The organism is Streptomyces aurantiaciflavus (genome assembly GCF_049808595.1).
Classification (GTDB): domain Bacteria; phylum Actinomycetota; class Actinomycetes; order Streptomycetales; family Streptomycetaceae; genus Streptomyces.
In genome coordinates this window covers 87002-108823 of the sequence record NZ_JBNCAQ010000018.1, presented here as the reverse complement: position 1 = coordinate 108823, position 21822 = coordinate 87002, and the positions used below count along the sequence as shown (strand labels likewise).

Sequence of the window (21822 nt, the reverse complement as noted above, 5' to 3'; positions counted from 1 at the left end):
TCCTTACTTCACGGCTCCCACCGCGATGCCGCGGGTGAGCGTCCGCTGGAAGACGAGGAAGAAGACGAGGGCCGGAAGCACCCCGAGGAGCGCGGCCGCGTTGGTCATCGTGGCGTCCATCAGCCGCTGGCCCTGCAGGACGCCGAGGGCCACCGACACCGTCTGGTTGTCGTTGGAGATCAGCATGACCAGCGGGAGCAGGAACTCGTTCCAGGTCCAGATGAAGAAGAAGACCATCAGGACGCCGAGGGTGGGGCGGCTCACGGGGACGACGATCCGCCACAGCACCTGCCACCTGGTCGCGCCGTCGATCCGCGCGGCCTCGATGATCTCGCGGGGGAACTTCCCCAGCACCGAGGAGAGCAGATACGTGCCGAAGGCCGCCTGGATCACCGTGAACACGATGATCACGCTGAGCCGGGTGTCGTACAGGCCGGCCTGCTTGCTCAGGTAGTAGACGGGGTAGACCAGCGCCTCCTGCGGCAGCATGTTCGCCAGCACGAAGAAGGCCAGGACCCAGGTGCGGCCCCTGACCCTGCCGATGCCGATCGCGTACGCGTTCAGGACGGACAGGACCACGGCCAGGAGCGCCACCGAGCCGCTGATCAGGACCGAGTTGACCAGCTTCTGGCTGTAGTCGACGCGTTCCCAGAAGTCCTTCAGGCCGTCCAGGTAGAGGCCGTCGGGGAGGCTCAGCGGGCCGTTCTGGGAGTACTCGGCCGGGGACTTGACCGCGTTCACCGCCACGATCAGAAACGGGACGATCATGAAGAGGGCGGCGAGGCACAGGGCCACCAGGACCGGGTAACGGCGTAGGGCCGTCGTCATGCGCGTACCCCTTCCTCCGCGTCCTCCGCCCTGGTCTGCAGCTTCAGCCCGACCAGGGACAGGGCGAGGATGATCACGGTCAGCACGGTGGAGATCGCGGCGCCGTAGCCGACCTGGGTCTTCTCGAAGAAGGTGGTGAAGGAGAAGTAGGAGGGCACGTCGGTCGCGCCGCCGGGGCCGCCCTTGGTCAGGACGTACACCGCGCCGAACACCTTGAGCGCGGCGATCGTGCACCAGGTCAGCACGACGTGGATCTCCGGGCGGATCTGCGGCAGCGTGATGTGCCAGAAGCGGCGCCACCAGCCGGCGCCGTCCAGTTCGGCCGCCTCGTACAGCTGCGGGTCGACGCGCTGGAGGCCGGCCATGAAGACGACCAGCGGAAAGCCGAGCTGCACCCACACCATCACACCCATCACGCTATAGAGGGCGAGGTCGGGGTCGCCGAGCCAGTCCTGCTGCCAGGAGTCCAGGCCGATCGCCTTCAGGAACTCGTTGAGCGAGCCGTTCTCGGGGGCGAGGATCCAGCTCCAGACGATGCCGGCGACCGCGATCGGCAGCACCTGCGGGAGGTAGAAGCAGGCGCGGAGAACGGCCGCCGTGCGGCTGCCGAAGTGCTTGCCGACGTAGTCGAACAGGGCGGCCGCCAGGACCAGGCCGATCGCCGTGGGGACCGCCGCCATCGCGACGACCATGAACAGGCTGTGCCGGAAGGACTCCCAGAACTCGGAGTCGCCCATCAGCTCGCGGTAGTTGGCGAGCCCGGACCAGTTCGGGCTGCCCACGCCCTGCCAGTCGGTGAAGCTCAGGCCCGTGTTCATCAGGAACGGGACGACGACGACCGCGAGGAAGGCGAGGGCGCCCGGGAGCAGGAACAGCGCGTACGAGTTCCGGGGCCGGCGCGGGTGAACGGCCCTGTCCTGCCCGCCGGTCACCCGCCCGTCCCGTTCGACGGCCACCGTCATCGCTTCGGCGCGCCCTTGTCGTACGCCTCCTGCAAGGCGTCCAGGTAGGCGTCCGGCTCGGCGCTGCCGGTGATCAGTTTCTGGGTCTCGGAGACGAGGACGTCGTAGAAGCCGGGGACCGGCCAGTCCGGGTAGAAGGCGAGGCCGTCGCGGCCGGAGAGGGTGTTGAAGTCGGTGATGAGTTCCTTGGCCTTGGGGTCGGTGATGGCGGCGGCGTCGGCCGCCACGGGGACGCCGCCCTTGTTGCCGAGGAGGTTCTGGATCTTCTTCGACATGGTGATGTCGATGAAGTCGTAGGCGAGTTCCTTGTTCTCGGCGCTCTTGGGGACGACCCAGAGGTTGCCGCCGGAGCCGAGGGTGAGGTTCGAGCCCGGCCACAGGGTCGTGCCCCAGTCGAACTTCGCCTCGTCCTGGAAGCGGCCGTACCACCAGCTGCCGGAGAACAGGATCGGCGCCTTGCCCTGGATGAAGGAGACGCCGGCCTCCTCGGCCTTGGTGTTGGTGGAGTTCTTGCTGATATAGCCCTTCTTCACCCAGTCGGCGAAGGTGTCGGCCGCGTACGTCCAGGCCGCGTCGTGGAAGTCGGTCTTCCCCTTGTACAGCTCGTAGGAGTCGACCCAGGAGCGGTCGGCCTTCGACAGGGCCAGCTGGTAGACGTACTGCTGCGCGAGGTACTCGGCGCCGGAGTTGGCGAGCGGGGTGACCTTGTTCTCGACGAACGTGTCCATCGCCGAGACCAGGTCGTCGAACGTCTTCGGCTCGGGGATCCCGTACTTGGCGAAGAGGTCCTTGTTGAAGTAGACCATCGTGTACTCGGCGTAGTTGGGCACGCCGTACCACTTGCCGGAGCCCATCACACCGTTCGTGTCGTACTGGCTGGTGGTGCGCACGCCCGGGCCGATCAGCTTGTCCCAGCCGCGCTTCGTGGCCTCGGCGGACAGGTCGGTCAGCAGGCCCTGCTTGGAGAGCAGGCCCGCCGTCGCGTTGCCCTTGTTGTACTCCATGAGGTCGGGGGCGTCGGAGGAGTTCAGCACCATCGGGGCGGTCTTCTGGATCTGCTCGAAGCTCTTCTCCTCGAACGTCACCTTCACGCCCGGGTGCGTGGCCTCGAACTCCTTGATCGCCTCCGCCCAGGCGACGCCCATCGCGCTGTTCGGGCCCTCGTAGTGCCACAGCCGCAGGGTCTTGGCGTCGGCGGAGCCGCCGCCGTCCGAGTCACCGCAGGAAGCCAGGAGCAGGGTCCCCGCAAGGGCCGCCGCCGCACTCGCCACCACACGCCTTCGTGCCGTCAACATCCTGTGCCTCCAGGGGAGCCGGATGGTTCTCGAGCCTTGTGGGCAGGAACGGTCGTCACGCAGGGGCCGTCGAATCGATTCGATGCGTGACGTCGAAGCGCTTCGACGGGCGAAGGTAGGTGGCCGCGGAAGGCACGTCAATGGGGCGTGCGGGAAAGCGCGGCTTTCGAGGTGACGGCGAGGGAGATCAGCAGGGCCGTCGCGGCCGCCGTCACGGGCACCCCGAACCCGGCCGCCGGGGAGAGGTGCTCGGCCACCCAGCCGCCGGTCGCGCTGCCGCAGGCGATGCCGCCGAGCAGGCCGGTCACGGCCAGGGTCATGCCCTCGTTGAGGCGGCCCTCGGGGGTGCGTTCCTGGACGAGGGCCATGGTGGTGACCATCGCCGGAGCGGTCGCCGTCCCGGCGGCCAGGAGGGCGGCGGCCAGCAGGGGGAGCGAGCCGACGCCGGCGGCCGCGAGCAGCGGGAGGGTGAGCAGGACGGTCATCGCGGCCACGGTCCACGGATGGCGCCGGGCGGCCGGACCGGCCGGCTTCAGCGCCCCGTACACCAGCCCGGCCGCGCACGAGCCGGCCGCCTGGAGCGCGAGCACGACCCCGGCCGCCGCGGAGTGCCCCCGCGCGTCCGCGAAAGCGAGCGTCGCGACCTCCGTCGCCCCGAACACGGCCCCCAGTGCGAGACAGACGGCGAGCAGGGGCGGGATCCCGGGGGAGCGCAGCGGCGACACGGCCCTCGTACGGGGGTGGGGAGGCGGCTCGGTCGAGCGCTGGGCGGCGAAGACCAGGACGCCGGTGACCAGCAGTACCGCGCCGACCAGCGTGCCCGCCTCCGGGAAGAACGTGCCGCAGAGGAAGGCCGCGACGACCGGGCCCAGCATGTAGCACAGCTCGTCGGCGGCCTGTTCGAAGGAGTTCGCGGTGTGCAGGGCGTCCGGGTCGCCCTTCAGGAGGTGGTTCCAGCGGGCGCGGGACATGCCGCCGGTGTTGGGTGTGGTCGCGGTGGCGGCGTACGCGGCGAACAGGGTCCAGTCCGGGGCGCCGTACCGCACGCACAGCACCAGCGCGAGGCTGCCCAGGGCCGCAAGCAGCGTGGCCGGTACGGCGATCCGGGCCTGCCCGTACCGGTCGACGAGCCGCGCGGTCCAGGGCGCGACCAGCGCGGTCGCGGCGAGGCCGGTGGCGGTGACGGCGCCGGCGAGGGCGTACGAGCCGCGCGAGCCGGCGATCATCACGACCGCGCTCACACTGAACATGCCCATGGGCAGGCGCGCGATCAGGTTCCCGGCGGTGAAGGCGCGGGCGCCGGGGACGGCGAGGAGGCGGCGGTACGGGGCGAGGGGGCGGATGCCGGTGTGGGTGCGGGTGCGGGTCCTGGGTGGTCCGGGTGTTCCGGTCTGAGGAGGTGGCGTGCCGGGTGTTCGGGTTCCGGGTGTTCCGCTTCCGGGTGTTCGGGTTCTCGGGGTGAGGTCGACGGCCACGAGGGTGTCGGCGGTGACGGTGTAGAGGCGGGTCTCGGGGCTGGATTGCGGCATGCGTCCACCGTCGCCCGTCGGTGATCAAGGGGTCCAACACCTTCCGCCCACCGATTCACGCACCTGTGTTGTGAGTCGGCGGGTGCGTTGTAGGTTCACCGGATGCCCGCTCATCTCGACCCCCGACTCCTGCGCGCCTTCCTCGCTGTCGCCGAGGAACTGCACTTCACGCGTGCCGCGGCCCGCCTCTACGTCGCCCAGCAGGCGCTCAGCCGGGACGTACGGCGGCTGGAGCGCGAGCTGGGCGCCGAGCTGTTCGTGCGGACCACCCGGCAGGTGACGCTCACCGCGGACGGGGAGCGGCTGGTGCCGCACGCGCGCCGGGTGCTCCAGGCGCAGGACGACCTGCTCGCGGCGTTCGCCCAGGCCCGCCCGCTGCTGGTCGACCTGAACTCGCCGGAGCTGGAGACCGGGCGCCGAGTGCTGTACCGGGCCCGTGAACTCGCCCCCGAGCACGAGCTGATGGCCCGCTACGAGAGCGGGCTGACCGGCGCGGCCGTCGAGATCCTCGCGGGCCGGCTGGACGCGTCGTTCGGTCGGTTCGCGGGCCTGGACCCGGCGTTGCGCGCCCAGTTGGACCACCAGCTCGTGCGCCATGAGCCGATGGCGGTCCTGCTGCCCGAGGGGCACCGGCTGGCGGAACTGGCGCAGGTGCCGTTGGACGCGCTGGCGGGGGAGAGCGTGTACGCGGGCGCCGGCAACCCGCGCACACCGGAGTGGACGGACCTCGCCCGCCTGCTGTTCGCGGGACGGGGAATCGAGGTCGCGCCGCCGGTGCCGCTGGCCGTCGGGGTCGAGGAATTCCAGCGAGTCATGGCAAAAGAGGCCAATCCGATCCTTGTGGTGGTGGGTTTTCCGGCCATGCCTGGGACGGTGCTGCGGCCGCTCGTCGACCCGGTCCCGCTGTCCCCCGTGTCACTGGTGTGGCGAAAGGGGCTGGTCCATCCGGCCCTCGACGCACTGCGCCGGGCGGCGGTCGAACTCGGGTTCGCCGAGTCGTGGCTCGGGCGGCCCGTCAAGGGGTGGATTCCAGCCATAGACATGAGCATGACCTCTCCGCATAAATAGGACAACGTGAACAAAGCCGGGGTGCCTGCGCTAGATTCGGCAGCCTGAGCAAGTAGGGGTAAAAGGGGGCGCGCGAACCGGGTGGGGGCCCGGTTTCGCCGGTATCCGCGGCATCCGGCATGCCGTCGTACGCGCTCCCGCAGAACGGCCCCTGGTGTCCCGTGGGGGGAAACGCGCACGTGAAGAAATGGCGGGAAGATGCCCAACCGGAGTGGCCGGAACCGGCATTACCGACCGGGAACGTACCGGTCCTGGAGGGGAACACCGAGGCGTTCTCCGAGGCTGTGAGGCAGTCCTCGGGGGGTGTGCCGGAGGGTGGCGCCCGGGGGGTGTCGCCGGATGGGTCTCCCCGTGACGGGCGGAGAGCGTTACCGGACGTTCCGGTGGAAAACGGTGGATCGTCGACCTCGAACACCCTTTCCGAAAACGAACGGTCGAGCGGCATCCTCCGGGATCCCTGGGAGGAGGCGTCCGCAGGGGCCTCGGAAGGGCTGCTCGGCGGATCGCCCGCGGCGTCCGGCGCGGGTGAGGAGGGCCACGACCCGGACGAGGTGACCGTCCAGATCGACTCCGCGCACGGTGTTCCGGGCGCGCGCGGCGACGGCAAGGAGGCCTCCGACGTACCCGTGTTCGTCGACGAGTCCGGCCGCCGCAGCCGTACCTTCCGCCGGATCGGCATCGCTATCGCCCTCGCCTGCGCCTCTTACGCCGTCGTCATCGCCGCCACGCTCCTGTCGGGCAGCGCCGTCGCGCCCTGGCTGCCGGTGCCGGGCCAGAACGACGACAAGCCGGCCGAACGGGTCGACACGACCCGGCCGCCGAGCCCCTCGGCGACTCCGACGCGGCCGGGTTTCGCGGCGCCCGTCCACCCCGGCGTCACCGCCTCCGGCTCCGCGTCGGGGGCGCCCGGAGCCGGCGCGGCGCCACGTGCGTCGGGCAGCGCCGCACCGCCGAGCGCGTCCGCGGCGGTTCCGCGGCCCTCACCGAGCGCCTCCGTGCGCCGGCCCAGCCCGGCGCCCAGCGGCGAGTCCCTGGCCCCCGCGCCGAGCAGCCCGGCCGCGTCCCCGCCACCGGACCCGTCACCGTCGACCAGCCCCCAGCCCTCCCCCGACTCCTCACCGTCACCGGCGGGAGGGGCGGACGGGCCGGTTGCCTGATCCCCGGCCCCAGGCCCGAGGTCCGAGGCCCCAGGTGGCCTGGGGCCTGGGTCCGCCCGGGGCTGACGCCTGAGGCCTGGGGGGCTTCTCGGGCTCTGCGGGAGCCTCCGGAGTCCCGGGACACCCCGGAAAGTCGGCTGCCGCCGCAGGCACGGACGGTCAGAAGCCGACCGCCGCGCCGCGAGCACCCGGGACGGCCGGACCCCTGACGGCTCGAAGCTCTGACGGCCCGCATCCCCGAGGCCCCGCATCCCCGAAGCCCCGCATTCCTGCATCCCGCATCCCCGAATCCCCGAAAGAACGACCTCTCATGGCACCACGCACCAGCCGGCGTACGACCCGACGGTCCGCCGGTCAGTCCGCCCATCCGGCAACCGGCGAGCGCGGCGAGCCCCGCTCGACCGGGCGCCGTTCCGCCCGGCGTCGTCCACGCGGTCGCCGGATACCCGCCCAGGCGTCCGGCGGTGGCCGCGCTCCCGGCGGAGGCCGGTCGAACGTCCGCCGGCGGCTGCTTCCGCCCTTACGCCTGCGCCGCCTGCTCCCGCTCCTCGTCCTCGGGGCGATGATGGCGATGCTGATGCTGCGCGGCTACGTCCACAGCGAGGTCCTCGCCGACCACCGCGTCCGCCCCGAGGCCGCCGCCGACCGGGTGCCGCGCTCGATCCTCGACGGCGGCCCGGTGGTCGACACCCGGGGCGGGCAGGCCACCAGCATGGACGTGCCGGACGGCCGGATCGTCCTCACCTTCGACGACGGCCCCGACCCGCGCTGGACCCCGAAGGTCCTCGACGTCCTGAAGGAGCACGACGCCCACGCCGTCTTCTTCATCACCGGCACCATGGCCTCCCGCTACCCGGACCTGGTCAGGCGGATGGTGGACGAGGGCCACGAGATCGGCCTGCACACCTTCAACCACCCCGACCTCTCCTACCAGTCGAAGAAGCGCATCGACTGGGAGCTGACCCAGAACCAGCTCGCCCTCGCGGGCGCCGCCGGCATCCGCACCTCGCTCTTCCGCCCGCCGTACTCCTCCTCCGCCTCCGCGCTGGACAACAACTCCTGGCCGGTGACCGAGTACGTCGGCAGCCGCGGCTACCTCACGGTCCTCACCGGCGTCGACAGCGAGGACTGGCGCAGGCCCGGTGCCGCGCGGATCATCCGCAACTCCACGCCGGCCGACGGCAAGGGCGCCATCGTCCTCATGCACGACTCCGGCGGCGACCGCAGCCAGACGGTACGGGCGCTGGACACGTATCTGCCCCGACTCGAGCAGCAGGGCTACACGTTCGAGAACCTCACCGAGGCGCTGAACGCCCCGAGCGCGCACACCGAGGTCACCGGTCTCGAGCTGTGGAAGGGCCGGGCCTGGACCGCCCTGGTCGAGGCCGCCGACGACCTCACCGGCGTCCTCGTCGTGGGCCTCGCCGTCATCGGCGTCCTCGTCTTCGCCCGCTTCGGCCTGATGCTGCTGCTCTCTGGCATCCACACCCGCCGTACCCGCCGCCGTGACTTCGTCTGGGGCCCCGACGCGCCGGTCACCGAACCGGTGTCGGTGCTGGTCCCCGCGTACAACGAGGCCAAGTGCATCGAGAACACGGTCCGTTCGCTGGTGAGGAGCGACCACCCGGTCGAGATCCTCGTCGTCGACGACGGCTCGTCCGACGGCACCGCCCGCATCGTCGAGGACCTGAACCTGCCCGGCGTACGCGTCGTCCGTCAGCTCAACGCGGGCAAGCCGGCCGCCCTCAACCGGGGCATCGCCAACGCCCGGCACGACCTCATCGTGATGATGGACGGCGACACCGTCTTCGAGCCGTCCACCGTCCGTGAGCTCGTCCAGCCCTTCGCCGACCCGAAGGTCGGCGCGGTCGCCGGCAACGCCAAGGTCGGCAACAAGGACACCCTCATCGGCGCCTGGCAGCACATCGAGTACGTGATGGGGTTCAACCTGGACCGCCGTATGTACGACGTCCTGCGCTGCATGCCGACGATCCCGGGCGCCGTGGGCGCGTTCCGGCGAACCGCCCTGAACCGGGTCGGCGGCATGAGCGACGACACCCTCGCCGAGGACACCGACATCACCATGGCCATGCAGCGCGACGGCTGGAAGGTGGTGTACGCGGAGAAGGCGAGGGCGTGGACGGAGGCGCCGGAGTCGGTGCAGCAGCTCTGGTCCCAGCGGTACCGCTGGTGCTACGGCACCATGCAGGCGATCTGGAAACACCGCCGCGCCCTGGTCGAGCGGGGCCCGTCGGGCCGCTTCGGCCGGGTCGGCCTGCCGCTGGTGTCCCTGTTCATGGTGGTGGCCCCGCTGCTGGCCCCCCTGATCGACCTGTTCCTGGTCTACGGCCTGCTCTTCGGCCCGACCGGGAAGACGATCGCGGCCTGGTTCGGCGTCCTGGCCGTCCAGGCGGCGTGCGCGGCGTACGCCTTCGTCCTGGACCGCGAGCGTCTGACCCCGCTGATCTCGCTGCCCCTGCAGCAACTGCTCTATCGCCAGCTGATGTACATCGTCCTGCTGCAGTCCTGGATCACGGCCCTCACCGGCGGTCGGCTGCGCTGGCAGAAGCTGCGCAGGAAGGGGCAGGTGGCGGCGCCGCCGGGAGAGGTGGCGCCGGGAGCTGTGGCGGTGGACGGGGGTGCGGCGCGATGACCACGCGGTCCTCGGATGTTCCGGTGTCGGATGTCCCCGAGCCGGACGTCCCGGAGCCGGATGTTCCCGAGCCGGTGCTGTCCGCGGGGAACGGGCCGGCGAAGGAGACAGGGGAGGGGGCGGCGTCGGGCGCGGGCTCCGGCTCGGGAACGGGGGCGGGTTCGGGCCGGGACCGTTACTTCGATCTTCTCCGCGCGGTCGCCCTCTTCCGGGTCGTCTTCTACCACCTGATGGGCTGGGCCTGGCTGCCGGTGGTCTTCCCGTCCATGGGCGTGATGTTCGCCCTGGCCGGCAACCTGATGGCCCGTTCCCTGGGCCGCCGCGGGGCGGTGGAGGTCGTCCGTGGCCGTCTCCGCCGCCTGCTGCCGCCGCTGTGGCTGCTGGGCGCGGTGGGCGTGACGGGCATGCTGCTCGGCGGCTGGGGCCCGGACGAGGAGGGCCATCCCGGCTGGTGGTGGCTCCACCTCGCGTACTGGATCCTCCCGCTCAGCGACCCGCCGTACGGCGAGACCCTGCCCGGCGTGGCGGGCCTGATCGGCGACGACTGGACGACGGCGATGGCGGTGCCCCTGTGGTACATCCGCGCGTACCTCTGGTTCGTCCTGCTGTCTCCCCTGCTGCTGCGGGCCCTGCGGGCGGCCCCCTGGCCGACTGTCCTCGCCCCGATCGCCCTGTCGGCGGCACTGGAGTTCGACTGGCTGTCGGCGCCCGGCTGGCGTCTGGAGGCGGCTCTCAGTGACGTCGGCGCGTTCGGCGCCTGCTGGCTGCTGGGCATGGCCCACCAGCAAGGCGTCCTGCGGCGCCTGCCGCGGTACGTGGTCCCGTCCCTGACGCCGGTGGTGGCCGGGGTGGGCCTCTGGTACGCCCTGAGTCATGACTTCGAGGAGGGCCACGACCTGGACGACATGCCGTTCGCCCAGTCCCTCTGGTCCTTCGCGGTCGTCCTGCTGCTCCTCCACCTCAGCCCCAGCTGGCGTCAGTGGCCGCCGCGCCTGCGCCGCTGGGACCGTCTGATCACCCTGCTCAACTCCCGCGCCGTCACGATCTACCTGTGGCACAACCTGTGCATCGTGGTGGCCGAGTCCCTGTGGGACCACCTGTGGAGCGTCTCCGCGCTGGAGGAGAACACGCCGTGGCTGCTGGAGAGCCCCTGGCCGCAACTGCCGTTCATCTGGCTGCTCACCGCCGGGTGCGTGGTCTGCTTCGGATGGGTGGAGGACCTGGCGGCGGGAAGGAGGCCGCGGCTGTGGCCGGACGGGAGGGCGCTGGTGCGGACGGGAGGGGTGCGGGTGAAGGCGGGAGAGCGGGGGTGAAGGCGGGAGAGCGCGGGTGCGGAGGGGAGGGGCGCAGGTGAAGGCCGGAGAGCGCAGGTGAGGAGGGCAGGGCGCGGGTGAACGTGCGCGCGCCTCGCCGGACGGTCGCCCGCCCCTCCGGCGCGCCGCCCCGCTCCTGACCTTTCCCCGAAACCTCTCACCCCGCCCCGGCCGAAGGTGAGAGCAACGTTCCCTTCCGGTCACTCACAGGCACAGGCCGGAAACGCGCCCTCCCTACCTTCGGGACCATCACCGCTCATCACCGCGAACCACCCGAGCCCCGGAGCACGTGGAGGCGTCATGACAGCCCCTGGTACAGCCCCCGCACCCCCGTCCCCCTCGAAGAAGGGGAGCCGCTGGATCGAGGAGTGGGACCCGGAGAACGAGACCTTCTGGAACGAGAAGGGCGAGAAGATCGCCCGCCGGAACCTCCTCTTCTCCGTCCTCTCCGAGCACATCGGTTTCTCGATCTGGACGATGTGGTCCGTGCTGGTGCTCTTCATGGGCCCGGAGTACGGCCTCACCCCGGCTGACAAGTTCCTGCTGACGTCGATGGTGACGCTGGTCGGGGCGGTCGTCCGGGTGCCGTACACCTTCGCCGTCGCGATCTTCGGCGGCCGGAACTGGACGATCATCTCCGCCGGACTGCTGCTGATCCCCACGATCGCCGCGTTCACGGTGATGGAGCCGGGCACCTCCTTCAACACCTTCCTCGTGGTCGGCCTGCTCGCGGGCATCGGCGGCGGCAACTTCGCCTCCTCCATGACCAACATCAACGCCTTCTTCCCGCTGCGCAAGAAGGGCTGGGCGCTCGGTCTGAACGCGGGCGGCGGCAACATCGGCGTGCCCGTCCTCCAGCTCGTCGGCCTCGCCGTGATCGGCGCGAGCGGCGGCCCGCGCGTCCTGCTCGGGATCTACATCCCGCTGATCCTGATCGCCGCGACCCTCGCCGCGCTGTACATGGACAACCTCGCGTCCGTGAAGAACGACACCGGCGCCGCGATCGACTCCGCGAAGGACGCCCACACCTGGATCATGTCCTTCCTGTACATCGGCACCTTCGGCTCGTTCATCGGCTACTCCTTCGCCTTCGGCCAGGTGCTGACGAACCAGTTCGGCCGTACGCCGCTCCAGGCGGCCTACCTCACCTTCATCGGCCCGCTGCTCGGCTCCCTGATCCGCCCCGTGGGCGGCTGGCTCGCCGACAGGTACGGCGGCGCCCGCATCACCCTCTACAACTACGTCGGCATGGCCGCCGCCACCGCCGTCCTGGTCTTCGCCAGCATGCAGAAGTCGCTGCCGCTGTTCGTCTCCGTCTTCGTGGTGCTGTTCGTGCTCAGCGGCCTCGGCAACGGGTCGACGTACAAGATGATCCCCGGCATCTTCCAGGCGAAGGCCGTCGCGAAGGGGCTCCAGGGCGAGGAGGCCGCCGCCTACGGCCGGCGTCTGTCCGGTGCCTCCATGGGACTCATCGGCGCGGTCGGCGCGCTCGGCGGTGTCGGCATCAACATGGCCTTCCGGCAGTCCTTCCTCTCCTACGGCTCCGGCACCGGCGCGTTCGTCGCCTTCCTCGCCTTCTACGCCGCGTGCTTCGCGGTCACCTGGGCCGTATACCTTCGCCGCCCCGCCGGGCGGATCACGGCCTCCGGCCCCGCCTCCGAGGCGAAGCCGCAGCTCAGCTACGCCGAGGTGTGACGTAACACTGGCGACATGAAGCCGAACCGAGCCTGTCACGCTTCGTTGACAGGCTCGATCGGCATGCAGGTGGAACACCACCTCGCGCAGGTGCCACGACTCGAGTGCGGGACGAGAGTTATGCAAGAGCAACAGCAGGGACCGGACCAGGGAGCCGCCTCGGTCCGGGACACCGAGGAGCACGGGCCCCTCGCCGGGTTCACCGTCGGCGTGACCGCCGCGCGCCGGGCCGACGAGCTCGGAGCGCTGCTCCAGCGGCGCGGGGCGGCGGTGCTGCACGCGCCCGCCCTGCGGATCGTGCCGCTCGCGGACGACGGCGAACTGCTCGCCGCCACCAAGGATCTCCTCGACCAGGCGCCGGACGTCGTCGTGGCCACCACGGCCATCGGCTTCCGGGGCTGGGTGGAGGCCGCCGACGGCTGGGGGCTCGGCGAGCAGCTGCTCGCCCGGCTGCGCGACGTGGAACTCCTCGCGCGCGGTCCCAAGGTCAAGGGCGCCATTCGCGCCGCAGGTCTCACGGAGGACTGGTCGCCGTCGAGTGAGTCGATGGCGGAAGTGCTCGACCGGCTGCTGGAGGAGGGCGTCGACGGCCGCCGTGTCGCCGTCCAGCTGCACGGGGAGCCGCTGCCGGGGTTCGTGGAGGCGCTGCGGGACGGGGGAGCGGAGGTCGTGGGGGTTCCCGTCTACCGGTGGATGCCGCCGGAGGACGTCGCGCCGCTGGACCGGCTCCTCGACGCCGCCGTCTCGCGCGGGCTGGACGCGGTGACGTTCACCAGCGCGCCCGCCGCCGCCTCGCTCCTGTCGAGGGCGGAGGAGCGGGGCCTGCTCCCCGAACTGCTCGCCGCCTTCCAGCACGACGTCCTGCCGGCCTGCGTCGGGCCGGTCACCGCGCTGCCGCTCCAGGCGCGCGGCGTGGACACCGTCCAGCCGGAACGCTTCCGGCTCGGCCCGCTCGTCCAGCTCCTCTGCCAGGAGCTGCCCGCTCGGGCCCGTTCCCTGCCGGTCGCCGGGCACCGGGTGGAGATCCGCGGCCACGCGGTCCTGGTCGACGGCTGCCTGAAGCCCGTACCCCCGGCCGGCATGTCCCTCCTGCGGGCCCTGTCCCGTCGTCCCGGCTGGGTCGTCCCCCGCGCCGACCTCCTCCGCGCCCTCCCCGGCGCCGGCCGCGACGAACACGCCGTCGAAACAGCGATGGCCCGCCTCCGCACAGCCCTGGGCGCGCCGAAGCTGATCCAGACGGTGGTGAAGCGGGGCTACCGACTGGCCCTGGACCCGGCGGCAGACGCGAAGTACGCGGACGCGTGAGCGGGACGTGACGGCGCCCGGCGTGCACACCACCCACACCGGGGCTGCCGCCCCGGATCCCGCCCCAGTCCCGAACAGGGCCTGTCCTCGAACTCCCCGCAGGGGGCCTGCGGACGGCCCCGCTCCAAGCCCCCGGTAGGGGTGCTCCCGTACGGGGTCTCGTTCGCCCTCGACTCCTGTAGGGGAAACCGCGGGCGGGCCTCGCCCCGTCCCGGGTGGCAGTGTTCTCGGCACGGGCCTCACCCCGCCCCCGGGTGGGGTGTTCCCGGCACGGGCCTGGCCCCGCCCCCGGTAGGGGTGCTCCGGCACGGGCCTCGCCATCGTGCTCCCCGTAGGGGGCCCCGGACGGGCCCCGCCCTGGAACTCCCGGAAGAGGTCCTCGGCCTCGCACTCCCCGTAGGGGGGTGCCGTCAGGCGGGTTGATGCAGCCGTACCCGGTACGAGGGGTTCCGGGGAGGTGGTTCCACCCGGCACTGTGAAAGGGACGCTTCCTCCAGGAGCCTTCCCTAGGTGGTGACAGGCACATGGCAGTGGTTACGCCCGTGGCGCCCTATGACCCGCGGTTCGACACCGGACGGATCTGCCTGGACCTTCTCGCCACCAGCCATCCCCTCGAACGTCTCGACGCGCTCCCGCCGTTGTGCGCGTGGATCACCGGCTCCGGGCTCGTCCCGCCTGGCACGCCGCTGACGCACGCCGATCCGTCCTGGACGGTCGTCTTCCGGGAACTGCGGGGGAGCGTCGGTCAGTTGGTGCACGGCTGGCTGGCCGGCAATGCCCGCCCCTACGACCCCGCCCTCGCCCGCGTCAACGACCTCGCCCGCGCCGCGCCCCCGGCCCCCCGTGCCGTACACGGGGAAGACGGCGTGCTCGTGCGCGAGTTGGACGGGCCGCCGGAGTGTGCGGCGCTGCTCGCCGTGGTCGCCCGGGACGCGGTGGAGCTGCTCACCGATCCCGTCGCGCGGGCGGGGCTGCGGCAGTGCGAGGGGGACAACTGCCCGATCGTGTACGTCGACACGTCGCGGGGGCGCCGCAGGCGATGGTGTTCCAGTGAGGTCTGCGGGAACCGCGAACGGGTCGCCCGGCACCGCAGACGGGCCGCGCTCACGCGCGCGTGAGCGCGTTCACCCGACTCTTCGTCACTCACCCCCGCCAACTCCCTGTCCGGTATGCCGTGTTCGTGACAGCACTGTCGAAGTGATTTCGATTACATCCCGTTTACCTTCGGCACCCACCGGGCAGCCCGCGCCGTCTTGACTGTGTGGCGGAAATGTAAAGGAAGAGGGGCGGGAATGTGCTCTCATGTCCCCCTCCGTCACGACACCCCGAGAAAACTGTCGGCGCGGTTTGAACACTCAACGGGTCACTTCCGTACGGGTGGTGGAGCGACCGACTCGGGGGAACCCCCGGACACCGGAGGTGGGCGTGCGCAAGGATGCGGCCGTGGCCAATGAACGTGGAACGAGGGCCCGACATCGCATGTCCCAGCCCTCGGAACCTGATGAGGAGCTGATGCGCGCCCTGTACAGGGAGCACGCCGGACCTCTCCTTGCTTACGTCCTTCGCCTTGTCGCGGGTGACCGCCAGAGAGCCGAGGATGTGGTGCAGGAAACACTCATCCGTGCCTGGAAGAACGCCGGCCAGCTCAATCGAGCGACCGGATCGGTACGCCCCTGGCTGGTGACGGTCGCACGCCGCATCGTCATCGACGGCCACCGCAGCCGGCAGGCCCGGCCGCAGGAGGTCGACCCGTCGCCGCTGGAGGTCATCCCCGCGGAGGACGAGATCGACAAGGCGCTGTGGCTGATGACGCTGTCGGACGCGCTCGACGACCTGACCCCGGCGCACCGGGAGGTGCTCGTCGAGACGTATTTCAAAGGGCGTACCGTCAACGAGGCGGCCGAGACGCTGGGCATACCCAGCGGCACCGTGCGCTCACGGGTGTTCTATGCACTGCGGTCGATGAAGCTGGCTCTGGAGGAGCGGGGGGTGACGGCGTGATGAGCATTTACGGGGGGTTCGGAGCAGGTGGTGCGGGTATGTCTGGCCCCATGCAGGGATCTATGCAGGGATCTCCGAGCCCGAGCGAACACGAGACCGTGGGCGCCTACGCGCTCGGCATCCTCGACGACGCCGAGGCGACCGCCTTCGAAGCGCACCTCGCCGGATGCGAGTGGTGCGCGCAGCAGCTCGACGAGCTCGCCGGGATGGAGCCGATGCTGGCCGCGCTCGCGGACCTGCCGGGCACCGGAACCCCTGCGATCGGCGAGTCCCTCTCCGCCAAGCCCAGCCCGCGGTTCGTGGAGAAGCTGGTCGACGAGGTCGCGGACCGCCGCGCCCTGAAGCGCCGGCGCAGCTTCTACATGATCGCGGCCGCGGCCGCGCTGATCGTCAGCGGCCCGATCGTGGCCGTCGCGGCGAGCGCCGGCGACAGCGGCGGCGGCAGCGCGCAGGTTCTCGCGGACAAGAACCCCGCCAAGACCGTCTTCGACGGCCTCTCCGACCGGGTCACGGCGACCGACGCGAGCACCAAGGTCACCGCGACCGTCGCCATGCAGGAGAAGGCCTGGGGCACCGAGGCCGTCGTCGAGCTCAAGAACGTGGCCGGCCCCAACAAGTGCTCGCTCATCGCCGTCGGCAAGAACGGCGAGCGCGAGACCATCTCGTCCTGGTCCGTCCCGGAATGGGGCTACGGTCTGCCCAACGCCAAGACCGATCAGGCCAAGAACCCCCTGTACGTGCAGGGCGGCGCCGCCTTCGCCCCGAACGAGATCGACCACTTCGAGGTCATGACCTTCGACGGCAAGAAGCTCGTCGAGGTCGACGCGTAGGACGCACCCCGCACGCACCACCCGGCCTGCCTGGCGTTTCCGCCGGGCAGGCCCCTCGCTTCCCGGGGCCCCCATCGCGTACGGTTGACGGCTGCCCAGCACGTCAGAAGGGGGCCCGGTGGCCGCTCAGGCTCAGCAGGAAACCGCGGTCGGCTCGGTTCAGGACTCAGTTCGCGACCGGGAGATCAGCATCGAACAGGTACACCTCGACCGGGTGTACCGGCGTCTCGAGGAGAAGATCCACGAGGCGGAGTTCCTCATGCACGACGCGGCCCAGCGCGGCCATGTCGGCACGCCCGGCGCCCTGGCCGAGCGGGACGCGCAGGTCTTCCGGGCGGGCATCCACCTCAACCGTCTCAACAACGAGTTCGAGGACTTCCTCTTCGGCCGTATCGACCTGCTGCTCGGCAAGGACGGCAAGAAGGGACCCGACGGCGCCTACACCGCCGTGGAGCCCGCCGAGGGCGCGGTGCGGGAGGACAACACCGCCGACATCGCCGAGACCCTGCACATCGGGCGCATCGGTGTCCTCGACGAGGACTACGCCCCGCTGGTGATCGACTGGCGGGCCCCCGCCGCCGCCCCCTTCTACCGCTCCACCCCGGTCGAACCGGGCCGCGTCGTGCGCCGCCGGGTCATCCGCTCCAAGGGCCGCCGGGTGCTCGGCGTCGAGGACGACCTGATGCGCCCCGAGCTGAAGGCCTTCCTCGACGGCCACGAGCTGCCCGTCATCGGCGACGGCGCCCTGATGGCCGCCCTCGGCCAGGCCCGCAGCCACACCATGCGCGACATCGTCGCCTCCATCCAGGCCGAACAGGACCTGGTCATCCGCGCCCCCGCCGCCTCCGTGACCTACGTCGAGGGCGGCCCCGGCACCGGAAAGACCGCCGTCGCCCTGCACCGGGCCGCCTACCTCCTCTACCAGGACCGGCGCCGGTACGCGGGCGGCATCCTCATCGTCTCGCCCACGCCCCTGCTGGTGGCGTACACCGAGGGCGTCCTGCCCTCCCTCGGTGAGGAGGGCCAGGTCGCCATCCGCGCCATCGGCTCCCTCGTCGACGGCGTCGAGGCCACCCTGTACGACTCACCGGCGGTGGCCCGCGCCAAGGGGTCGTACCGCATGCTGAAGGTGCTGCGGAAGGCGGCGCGGGGCGCCCTGGAGCTGGGGCCGGGCGGCGGCGCGCGCTCCGGCGCGGCCCCGCGGGCCGGCGGCGGCGCGCGCGAGACCGGTTCGGCCGCCGGGCAGCTGTCCCTGGACGACGTGGACGGCGACGCCCCCACCCGCGCCCCGGCCGGCCCGCCCACCCGGCTGCGCGTCGTCGCCTTCGGCCGCCGGCTGGAGCTGGAGGCCGAGGACCTGGAGCGCGTCCGCCGCACCGCCCTCGGCGGCACCGCCCCCGTCAACCTGCTGCGCCCCCGCGCCCGCAAGCTGCTCCTGGACGCCCTCTGGGAGCGCTCCGGCGCCGCCGGCCGGCACACCGACCCCGAACTCGCCGCCGAGCTGCGCTCCTCCTTCGACGACGACGTGACCGGCGAGGACAGCTTCGTCGAGTTCCTCGACGCCTGGTGGCCCGAGCTCACCCCGAAGGCCGTCCTCGCCGCCATGGCGGACGAGCGGCGCCTCGGCCGCTGGGCCCGCCGCGTCCTCAACCCCGGCGAGGTCCGCAAGGTCGCCCGCTCCCTGAGGCGCGACGGCCACTCCGTGCACGACATCGCGATGCTCGACGAGCTCCAGGCGATCCTCGGCGCCCCCGCCCGCCCGAAGAAGCGGCGCGAGCTCGACCCGCTGGACCAGCTCACCGGTCTGGAGGAGCTGATGCCGGTCCGCGAGGAGACGCAGCGCGAGCGGGCCGAACGCCTCGCCCAGGAGCGCACTGAGTACGCCCACGTCATCGTCGACGAGGCCCAGGACCTCACCCCCCTGCAGTGGCGCATGGTCGGCCGCCGCGGCCGGCACGCCACCTGGACGGTCGTCGGCGACCCGGCCCAGTCCTCCTGGTCGGACCCAGACGAGGCCGCCGAGGCCCGCGACGAGGCCCTCGGCACCCGCCCGCGCCGCCGCTTCCAGCTCACCGTGAACTACCGCAACCCGGCCGAGATCGCCGAGCTGGCCGCGAAGGTCCTGGCCCTGGCCATGCCCGGCGCCGAGTCCCCGTCCGCGGTCCGCTCCACGGGTGTCGTCCCCCGCTTCAGCGCCGTGACCGACTCCCTGGCGTCGACCGTCCGCGCGGAGGCCGAGCGGCTGCTGGAGCGCGTCGACGGCACCGTCGGCGTCGTCGTCGCCATGAACCGCCGCGAGGAGGCCCGCCGCTGGCTCGCCGGCCTCGGCGACCGCGTCGTCGCCCTCGGCAGCCTGGAGGCCAAGGGCCTGGAGTACGACGCGACGGTGGTCGTGTCGCCCGCCGAGATCGCCGACGAGTCCCCGGCCGGCCTGCGGGTGCTGTACGTCGCCCTGACCCGGGCCACCCAGCAGCTGACGGTCGTCTCGGGCGAGCGGGACGACCCCGACGCGCACGGGGTGCCCGACCTCCTGCGCGACTGAGCGGAGCCACTCGGGGGGCCGTTCCTGTGAACTCCGCGGACGGGAATGGCCTTGCGGGATCCGTTTGTTAGCCTGGGTGTGGCACCGGCCCGATCCAAGCCCCCGGGCCCAACCTTCGTCGCTACGAGCGACCACTTGCCGCGAGGCGAGCATGGCGGGTCGGTGTCATGAACGTGCGAGAGGCCCACGTCACGATGTGACGTGGGCCTCTTTCGTTGTGAACAAAACGTTCGCAATGCAGCGCGGCTAACGCCTACTCGACAGTAGGTGCGACGATCGGACGGCAATCCGCGTCACAGGTGAAAGCAGAGGAAGTCGGCCATGGCAACGGCGCCCAGCGTCTCCTACTCGATGACGGTCCGGCTGGAGGTCCCCGCGAGCGGAACCGCGGTCTCCCAGCTCACCACGGCCGTCGAGTCCCACGGAGGCTCGGTCACCGGCCTCGACGTCACCGCCTCCGGCCACGAGAAGCTGCGCATCGACGTCACCATCGCGGCCACCTCCACCGCGCACGCCGAGGAGATCGTCGAGCAGCTGCGCGGCATCGAGGGCGTCACGCTCGGCAAGGTCTCCGACCGTACGTTCCTGATGCACCTCGGCGGCAAGATCGAGATGGCGTCGAAGCACCCCATCCGCAACCGTGACGACCTCTCCATGGTCTACACGCCCGGTGTGGCCCGCGTCTGCATGGCGATCGCCGAGAACCCCGAGGACGCCCGCCGCCTCACCATCAAGCGCAACTCCGTTGCGGTCGTGACGGACGGCTCCGCCGTGCTGGGCCTCGGCAACATCGGCCCCAAGGCCGCCCTGCCCGTCATGGAGGGCAAGGCGGCCCTCTTCAAGCGGTTCGCCGGCATCGACGCCTGGCCGATCTGCCTGGACACCCAGGACACCGACGCGATCGTCGAGATCGTCAAGGCGATCGCCCCCGGGTTCGCCGGCATCAACCTCGAGGACATCTCCGCGCCCCGCTGCTTCGAGATCGAGGCCCGCCTGCGCGAGGCCCTCGACATCCCCGTCTTCCACGACGACCAGCACGGCACCGCGATCGTCGTCCTCGCCGCGCTCACCAACGCACTTCGCGTCGCCGGCAAGGCGATTGAGAACATCCGCGTCGTGATGTCCGGCGCCGGCGCGGCCGGCACGGCCATCCTCAAGCTGCTGATCGCGGCCGGCGTGAAGAACGCCGTCGTCGCCGACATCCACGGTGTCGTCCACGCCGGCCGCGAGGACCTCGTGGACGCCGCTCCCGACTCGGCGCTGCGCTGGATCGCCGACAACACCAACCCCGAGGGCCTCACCGGCACGCTGAAGGAGGCCGTGCGCGAAGCCGACGTCTTCATCGGCGTCTCCGCCCCGAACGTCCTCGACGGCGACGACGTGGCCGCCATGGCCGACGACGCGATCGTGTTCGCGCTCGCGAACCCGGACCCCGAGGTGGACCCCGCAATCGCCCGTCAGACGGCGGCGGTTGTGGCCACCGGCCGCTCCGACTTCCCGAACCAGATCAACAACGTGCTGGTCTTCCCGGGCGTCTTCCGCGGCCTGCTGGACGCGCAGTCCCGCACCGTCAACACCGAGATGATGCTCGCGGCCGCGAAGGCCCTCGCCGACGTGGTGACCGAGGACGAGCTGAACCCGAACTACATCATCCCGAGCGTCTTCAACGACAAGGTCGCCGGCGCGGTGGCCGGCGCGGTGCGCGAGGCGGCCAAGGCGGCGGGCGCGTCGGCCCTGTAGCGAGGTGTTCCGTACGATTGCAGGGGTCGTGAAGACCGACTGTGCTGGTGCTGTGAGGATCGCCACGGCGGCCTCCGGCCCGGCGCGTCGCGGAACCTCGCGCCCTGAGCCGCCCTCTAGGGTGGCGGCCGGGCAAGGCGCTCTTCGTGTGACTCCCATGGGTGTTCTCACGACTCCTGCGGGTGCCGGATTGGCTTTCCCGCCGCAGGTAGGGGCAGGATGCGTCCCTGGGCGCGAGCGCAACGGCTTCACGGCGCCCAACATGCGGCTCCGCCGCGTGGCACGCCTCAATGGCAAGAAGAACACGGGAGTAACAACATGAACCGCAGTGAGCTGGTGGCCGCGCTGGCCGACCGCGCCGAGGTGACCCGCAAGGACGCCGACGCCGTGCTGGCCGCGTTCGCCGAGGTCGTCGGCGACATCGTCTCCAAGGGCGACGAGAAGGTCACCATCCCCGGCTTCCTGACCTTCGAGCGCACCCACCGTGCCGCTCGCACCGCGCGCAACCCGCAGACCGGCGACCCGATCCAGATCCCGGCCGGCTACAGCGTGAAGGTCTCCGCGGGCTCGAAGCTCAAGGAAGCTGCCAAGGGCAAGTGACGCTCCGCTGAGAGCGCGGGTGACAGCGCCGTGACGTGAGAGCGCCGTGGGCGACTGCGGGCCGCCTCCGGCCGGTCGCGCAGTTCCCCGCGCCCCTTCACGGGCGCTGCAGCAAACGCCGATGGGGCGGCCACCGAATCAACGGTGGCCGCCCCATCGGCGTACGTACGACTGCGACGGTCAGCCGAGGGCCTTGCCCGGCAGTTCGACCTTGGCCCCCAGCTCCACGAGCTTCTCCATGCTGTGCCCGCCCGGGGGGCGACCCCCGGACCCCCGGCCGGGGGGTGCTGCTGCGGGCCGGTGC

Annotated in this window: 16 protein-coding genes; 12 read left to right on the top strand and 4 right to left on the bottom strand. The window is 71.5% G+C overall.

The features are described from left to right. Positions 1-3: 3 nt before the first annotated feature. The 4 genes from ACPT94_RS22545 to ACPT94_RS22530 all read right to left on the bottom strand — a co-directional run bounded on the left by ACPT94_RS22545 (position 4) and on the right by ACPT94_RS22530 (position 4614). Positions 4-828: a carbohydrate ABC transporter permease gene (locus ACPT94_RS22545; protein ID WP_360345626.1), complete on the bottom strand. Its 825-nt coding sequence runs from the start codon at positions 826-828 to the stop codon at positions 4-6. Further along, positions 825-1790: a carbohydrate ABC transporter permease gene (locus ACPT94_RS22540; protein WP_360345624.1), complete on the bottom strand. Its 966-nt coding sequence runs from the start codon at positions 1788-1790 to the stop codon at positions 825-827. Before ACPT94_RS22540 ends, ACPT94_RS22545 begins: the two co-directional genes overlap by 4 nt. Then, entirely contained in the window at positions 1787-3085 is a 1299-nt protein-coding gene (locus ACPT94_RS22535; protein WP_360345623.1) for an ABC transporter substrate-binding protein, read from the bottom strand. Before ACPT94_RS22535 ends, ACPT94_RS22540 begins: the two co-directional genes overlap by 4 nt. Before the next feature lie 137 nt (positions 3086-3222). Further along, on the bottom strand, positions 3223-4614 hold the full coding sequence (locus ACPT94_RS22530; protein WP_425246677.1) for an MFS transporter: 1392 nt from the start codon (positions 4612-4614) through the stop codon (positions 3223-3225). A gap of 102 nt (positions 4615-4716) precedes the next feature. Between ACPT94_RS22530 and ACPT94_RS22525 the strand changes: the two genes are divergently transcribed. From ACPT94_RS22525 to ACPT94_RS22470, 12 genes are all read left to right on the top strand, one after another. Then, positions 4717-5682 carry a LysR family transcriptional regulator gene (locus ACPT94_RS22525; protein WP_425246676.1) on the top strand — a complete coding sequence of 322 codons (966 nt, stop codon included), beginning with the start codon at positions 4717-4719 and terminating at the stop codon, positions 5680-5682. Positions 5683-6065: 383 nt separating this feature from the next. Beyond that, on the top strand, positions 6066-6839 hold the full coding sequence (locus ACPT94_RS22520) for a hypothetical protein (protein ID WP_360345617.1): 774 nt from the start codon (positions 6066-6068) through the stop codon (positions 6837-6839). A gap of 310 nt (positions 6840-7149) precedes the next feature. Then, positions 7150-9492: a bifunctional polysaccharide deacetylase/glycosyltransferase family 2 protein gene (locus tag ACPT94_RS22515; RefSeq protein ID WP_425246675.1), complete on the top strand. Its 2343-nt coding sequence runs from the start codon at positions 7150-7152 to the stop codon at positions 9490-9492. After that, the gene (locus ACPT94_RS22510; RefSeq protein WP_425246674.1) at positions 9489-10805 is read left to right on the top strand and encodes an acyltransferase family protein; all 1317 of its coding nucleotides are present in this window, start codon (positions 9489-9491) and stop codon (positions 10803-10805) included. The genes ACPT94_RS22515 and ACPT94_RS22510 overlap by 4 nt, the downstream gene beginning before the upstream one ends. Before the next feature lie 300 nt (positions 10806-11105). Continuing rightward, the gene (locus ACPT94_RS22505) at positions 11106-12500 is read left to right on the top strand and encodes a nitrate/nitrite transporter (RefSeq protein ID WP_360345613.1); all 1395 of its coding nucleotides are present in this window, start codon (positions 11106-11108) and stop codon (positions 12498-12500) included. 120 nt (positions 12501-12620) lie between these two features. Beyond that, a complete protein-coding gene (locus ACPT94_RS22500) occupies positions 12621-13805 on the top strand; it encodes a uroporphyrinogen-III synthase (protein WP_425246673.1) in 1185 nt (394 codons plus the stop codon). A 524-nt stretch (positions 13806-14329) separates the two neighbouring features. Further along, positions 14330-14923 carry a CGNR zinc finger domain-containing protein gene (locus ACPT94_RS22495; protein WP_360345609.1) on the top strand — a complete coding sequence of 198 codons (594 nt, stop codon included), beginning with the start codon at positions 14330-14332 and terminating at the stop codon, positions 14921-14923. 361 nt (positions 14924-15284) lie between these two features. Beyond that, positions 15285-15806 (top strand): sigma-70 family RNA polymerase sigma factor, encoded by a 522-nt coding sequence (locus tag ACPT94_RS22490; RefSeq protein ID WP_010039908.1) that lies wholly within the window; start codon positions 15285-15287, stop codon positions 15804-15806. A 50-nt stretch (positions 15807-15856) separates the two neighbouring features. Beyond that, on the top strand, positions 15857-16636 hold the full coding sequence (locus ACPT94_RS22485) for an anti-sigma factor family protein (protein WP_360345607.1): 780 nt from the start codon (positions 15857-15859) through the stop codon (positions 16634-16636). A gap of 118 nt (positions 16637-16754) precedes the next feature. Beyond that, positions 16755-19178, top strand: a complete 2424-nt coding sequence (locus tag ACPT94_RS22480; RefSeq protein ID WP_425246672.1) for a HelD family protein — start codon at positions 16755-16757, stop codon at positions 19176-19178. Positions 19179-19499: 321 nt separating this feature from the next. Further along, positions 19500-20918 carry an NAD-dependent malic enzyme gene (locus ACPT94_RS22475; RefSeq protein ID WP_360348515.1) on the top strand — a complete coding sequence of 473 codons (1419 nt, stop codon included), beginning with the start codon at positions 19500-19502 and terminating at the stop codon, positions 20916-20918. 318 nt (positions 20919-21236) lie between these two features. Beyond that, on the top strand, positions 21237-21518 hold the full coding sequence (locus ACPT94_RS22470) for an HU family DNA-binding protein (protein ID WP_004000874.1): 282 nt from the start codon (positions 21237-21239) through the stop codon (positions 21516-21518). Positions 21519-21822 lie beyond the last annotated feature (304 nt).

Bases quoted from the DNA above. Each gene is read 5' to 3' on its own strand.
- ACPT94_RS22545 (WP_360345626.1), bottom strand. From the start codon at position 828: ATGACGACGGCCCTACGCCGTTACCCGGTCCTGGTGGCCCTGTGCCTC.
- ACPT94_RS22540 (WP_360345624.1), bottom strand. From the start codon at position 1,790: ATGACGGTGGCCGTCGAACGGGACGGGCGGGTGACCGGCGGGCAGGAC.
- ACPT94_RS22535 (WP_360345623.1), bottom strand. From the start codon at position 3,085: ATGTTGACGGCACGAAGGCGTGTGGTGGCGAGTGCGGCGGCGGCCCTT.
- ACPT94_RS22530 (WP_425246677.1), bottom strand. From the start codon at position 4,614: ATGCCGCAATCCAGCCCCGAGACCCGCCTCTACACCGTCACCGCCGAC.
- ACPT94_RS22525 (WP_425246676.1), top strand. From the start codon at position 4,717: ATGCCCGCTCATCTCGACCCCCGACTCCTGCGCGCCTTCCTCGCTGTC.
- ACPT94_RS22515 (WP_425246675.1), top strand. From the start codon at position 7,150: ATGGCACCACGCACCAGCCGGCGTACGACCCGACGGTCCGCCGGTCAG.
- ACPT94_RS22510 (WP_425246674.1), top strand. From the start codon at position 9,489: ATGACCACGCGGTCCTCGGATGTTCCGGTGTCGGATGTCCCCGAGCCG.
- ACPT94_RS22505 (WP_360345613.1), top strand. From the start codon at position 11,106: ATGACAGCCCCTGGTACAGCCCCCGCACCCCCGTCCCCCTCGAAGAAG.
- ACPT94_RS22500 (WP_425246673.1), top strand. From the start codon at position 12,621: ATGCAAGAGCAACAGCAGGGACCGGACCAGGGAGCCGCCTCGGTCCGG.
- ACPT94_RS22495 (WP_360345609.1), top strand. From the start codon at position 14,330: ATGGCAGTGGTTACGCCCGTGGCGCCCTATGACCCGCGGTTCGACACC.
- ACPT94_RS22490 (WP_010039908.1), top strand. From the start codon at position 15,285: ATGTCCCAGCCCTCGGAACCTGATGAGGAGCTGATGCGCGCCCTGTAC.
- ACPT94_RS22485 (WP_360345607.1), top strand. From the start codon at position 15,857: ATGCAGGGATCTATGCAGGGATCTCCGAGCCCGAGCGAACACGAGACC.
- ACPT94_RS22475 (WP_360348515.1), top strand. From the start codon at position 19,500: ATGGCAACGGCGCCCAGCGTCTCCTACTCGATGACGGTCCGGCTGGAG.
- ACPT94_RS22470 (WP_004000874.1), top strand. From the start codon at position 21,237: ATGAACCGCAGTGAGCTGGTGGCCGCGCTGGCCGACCGCGCCGAGGTG.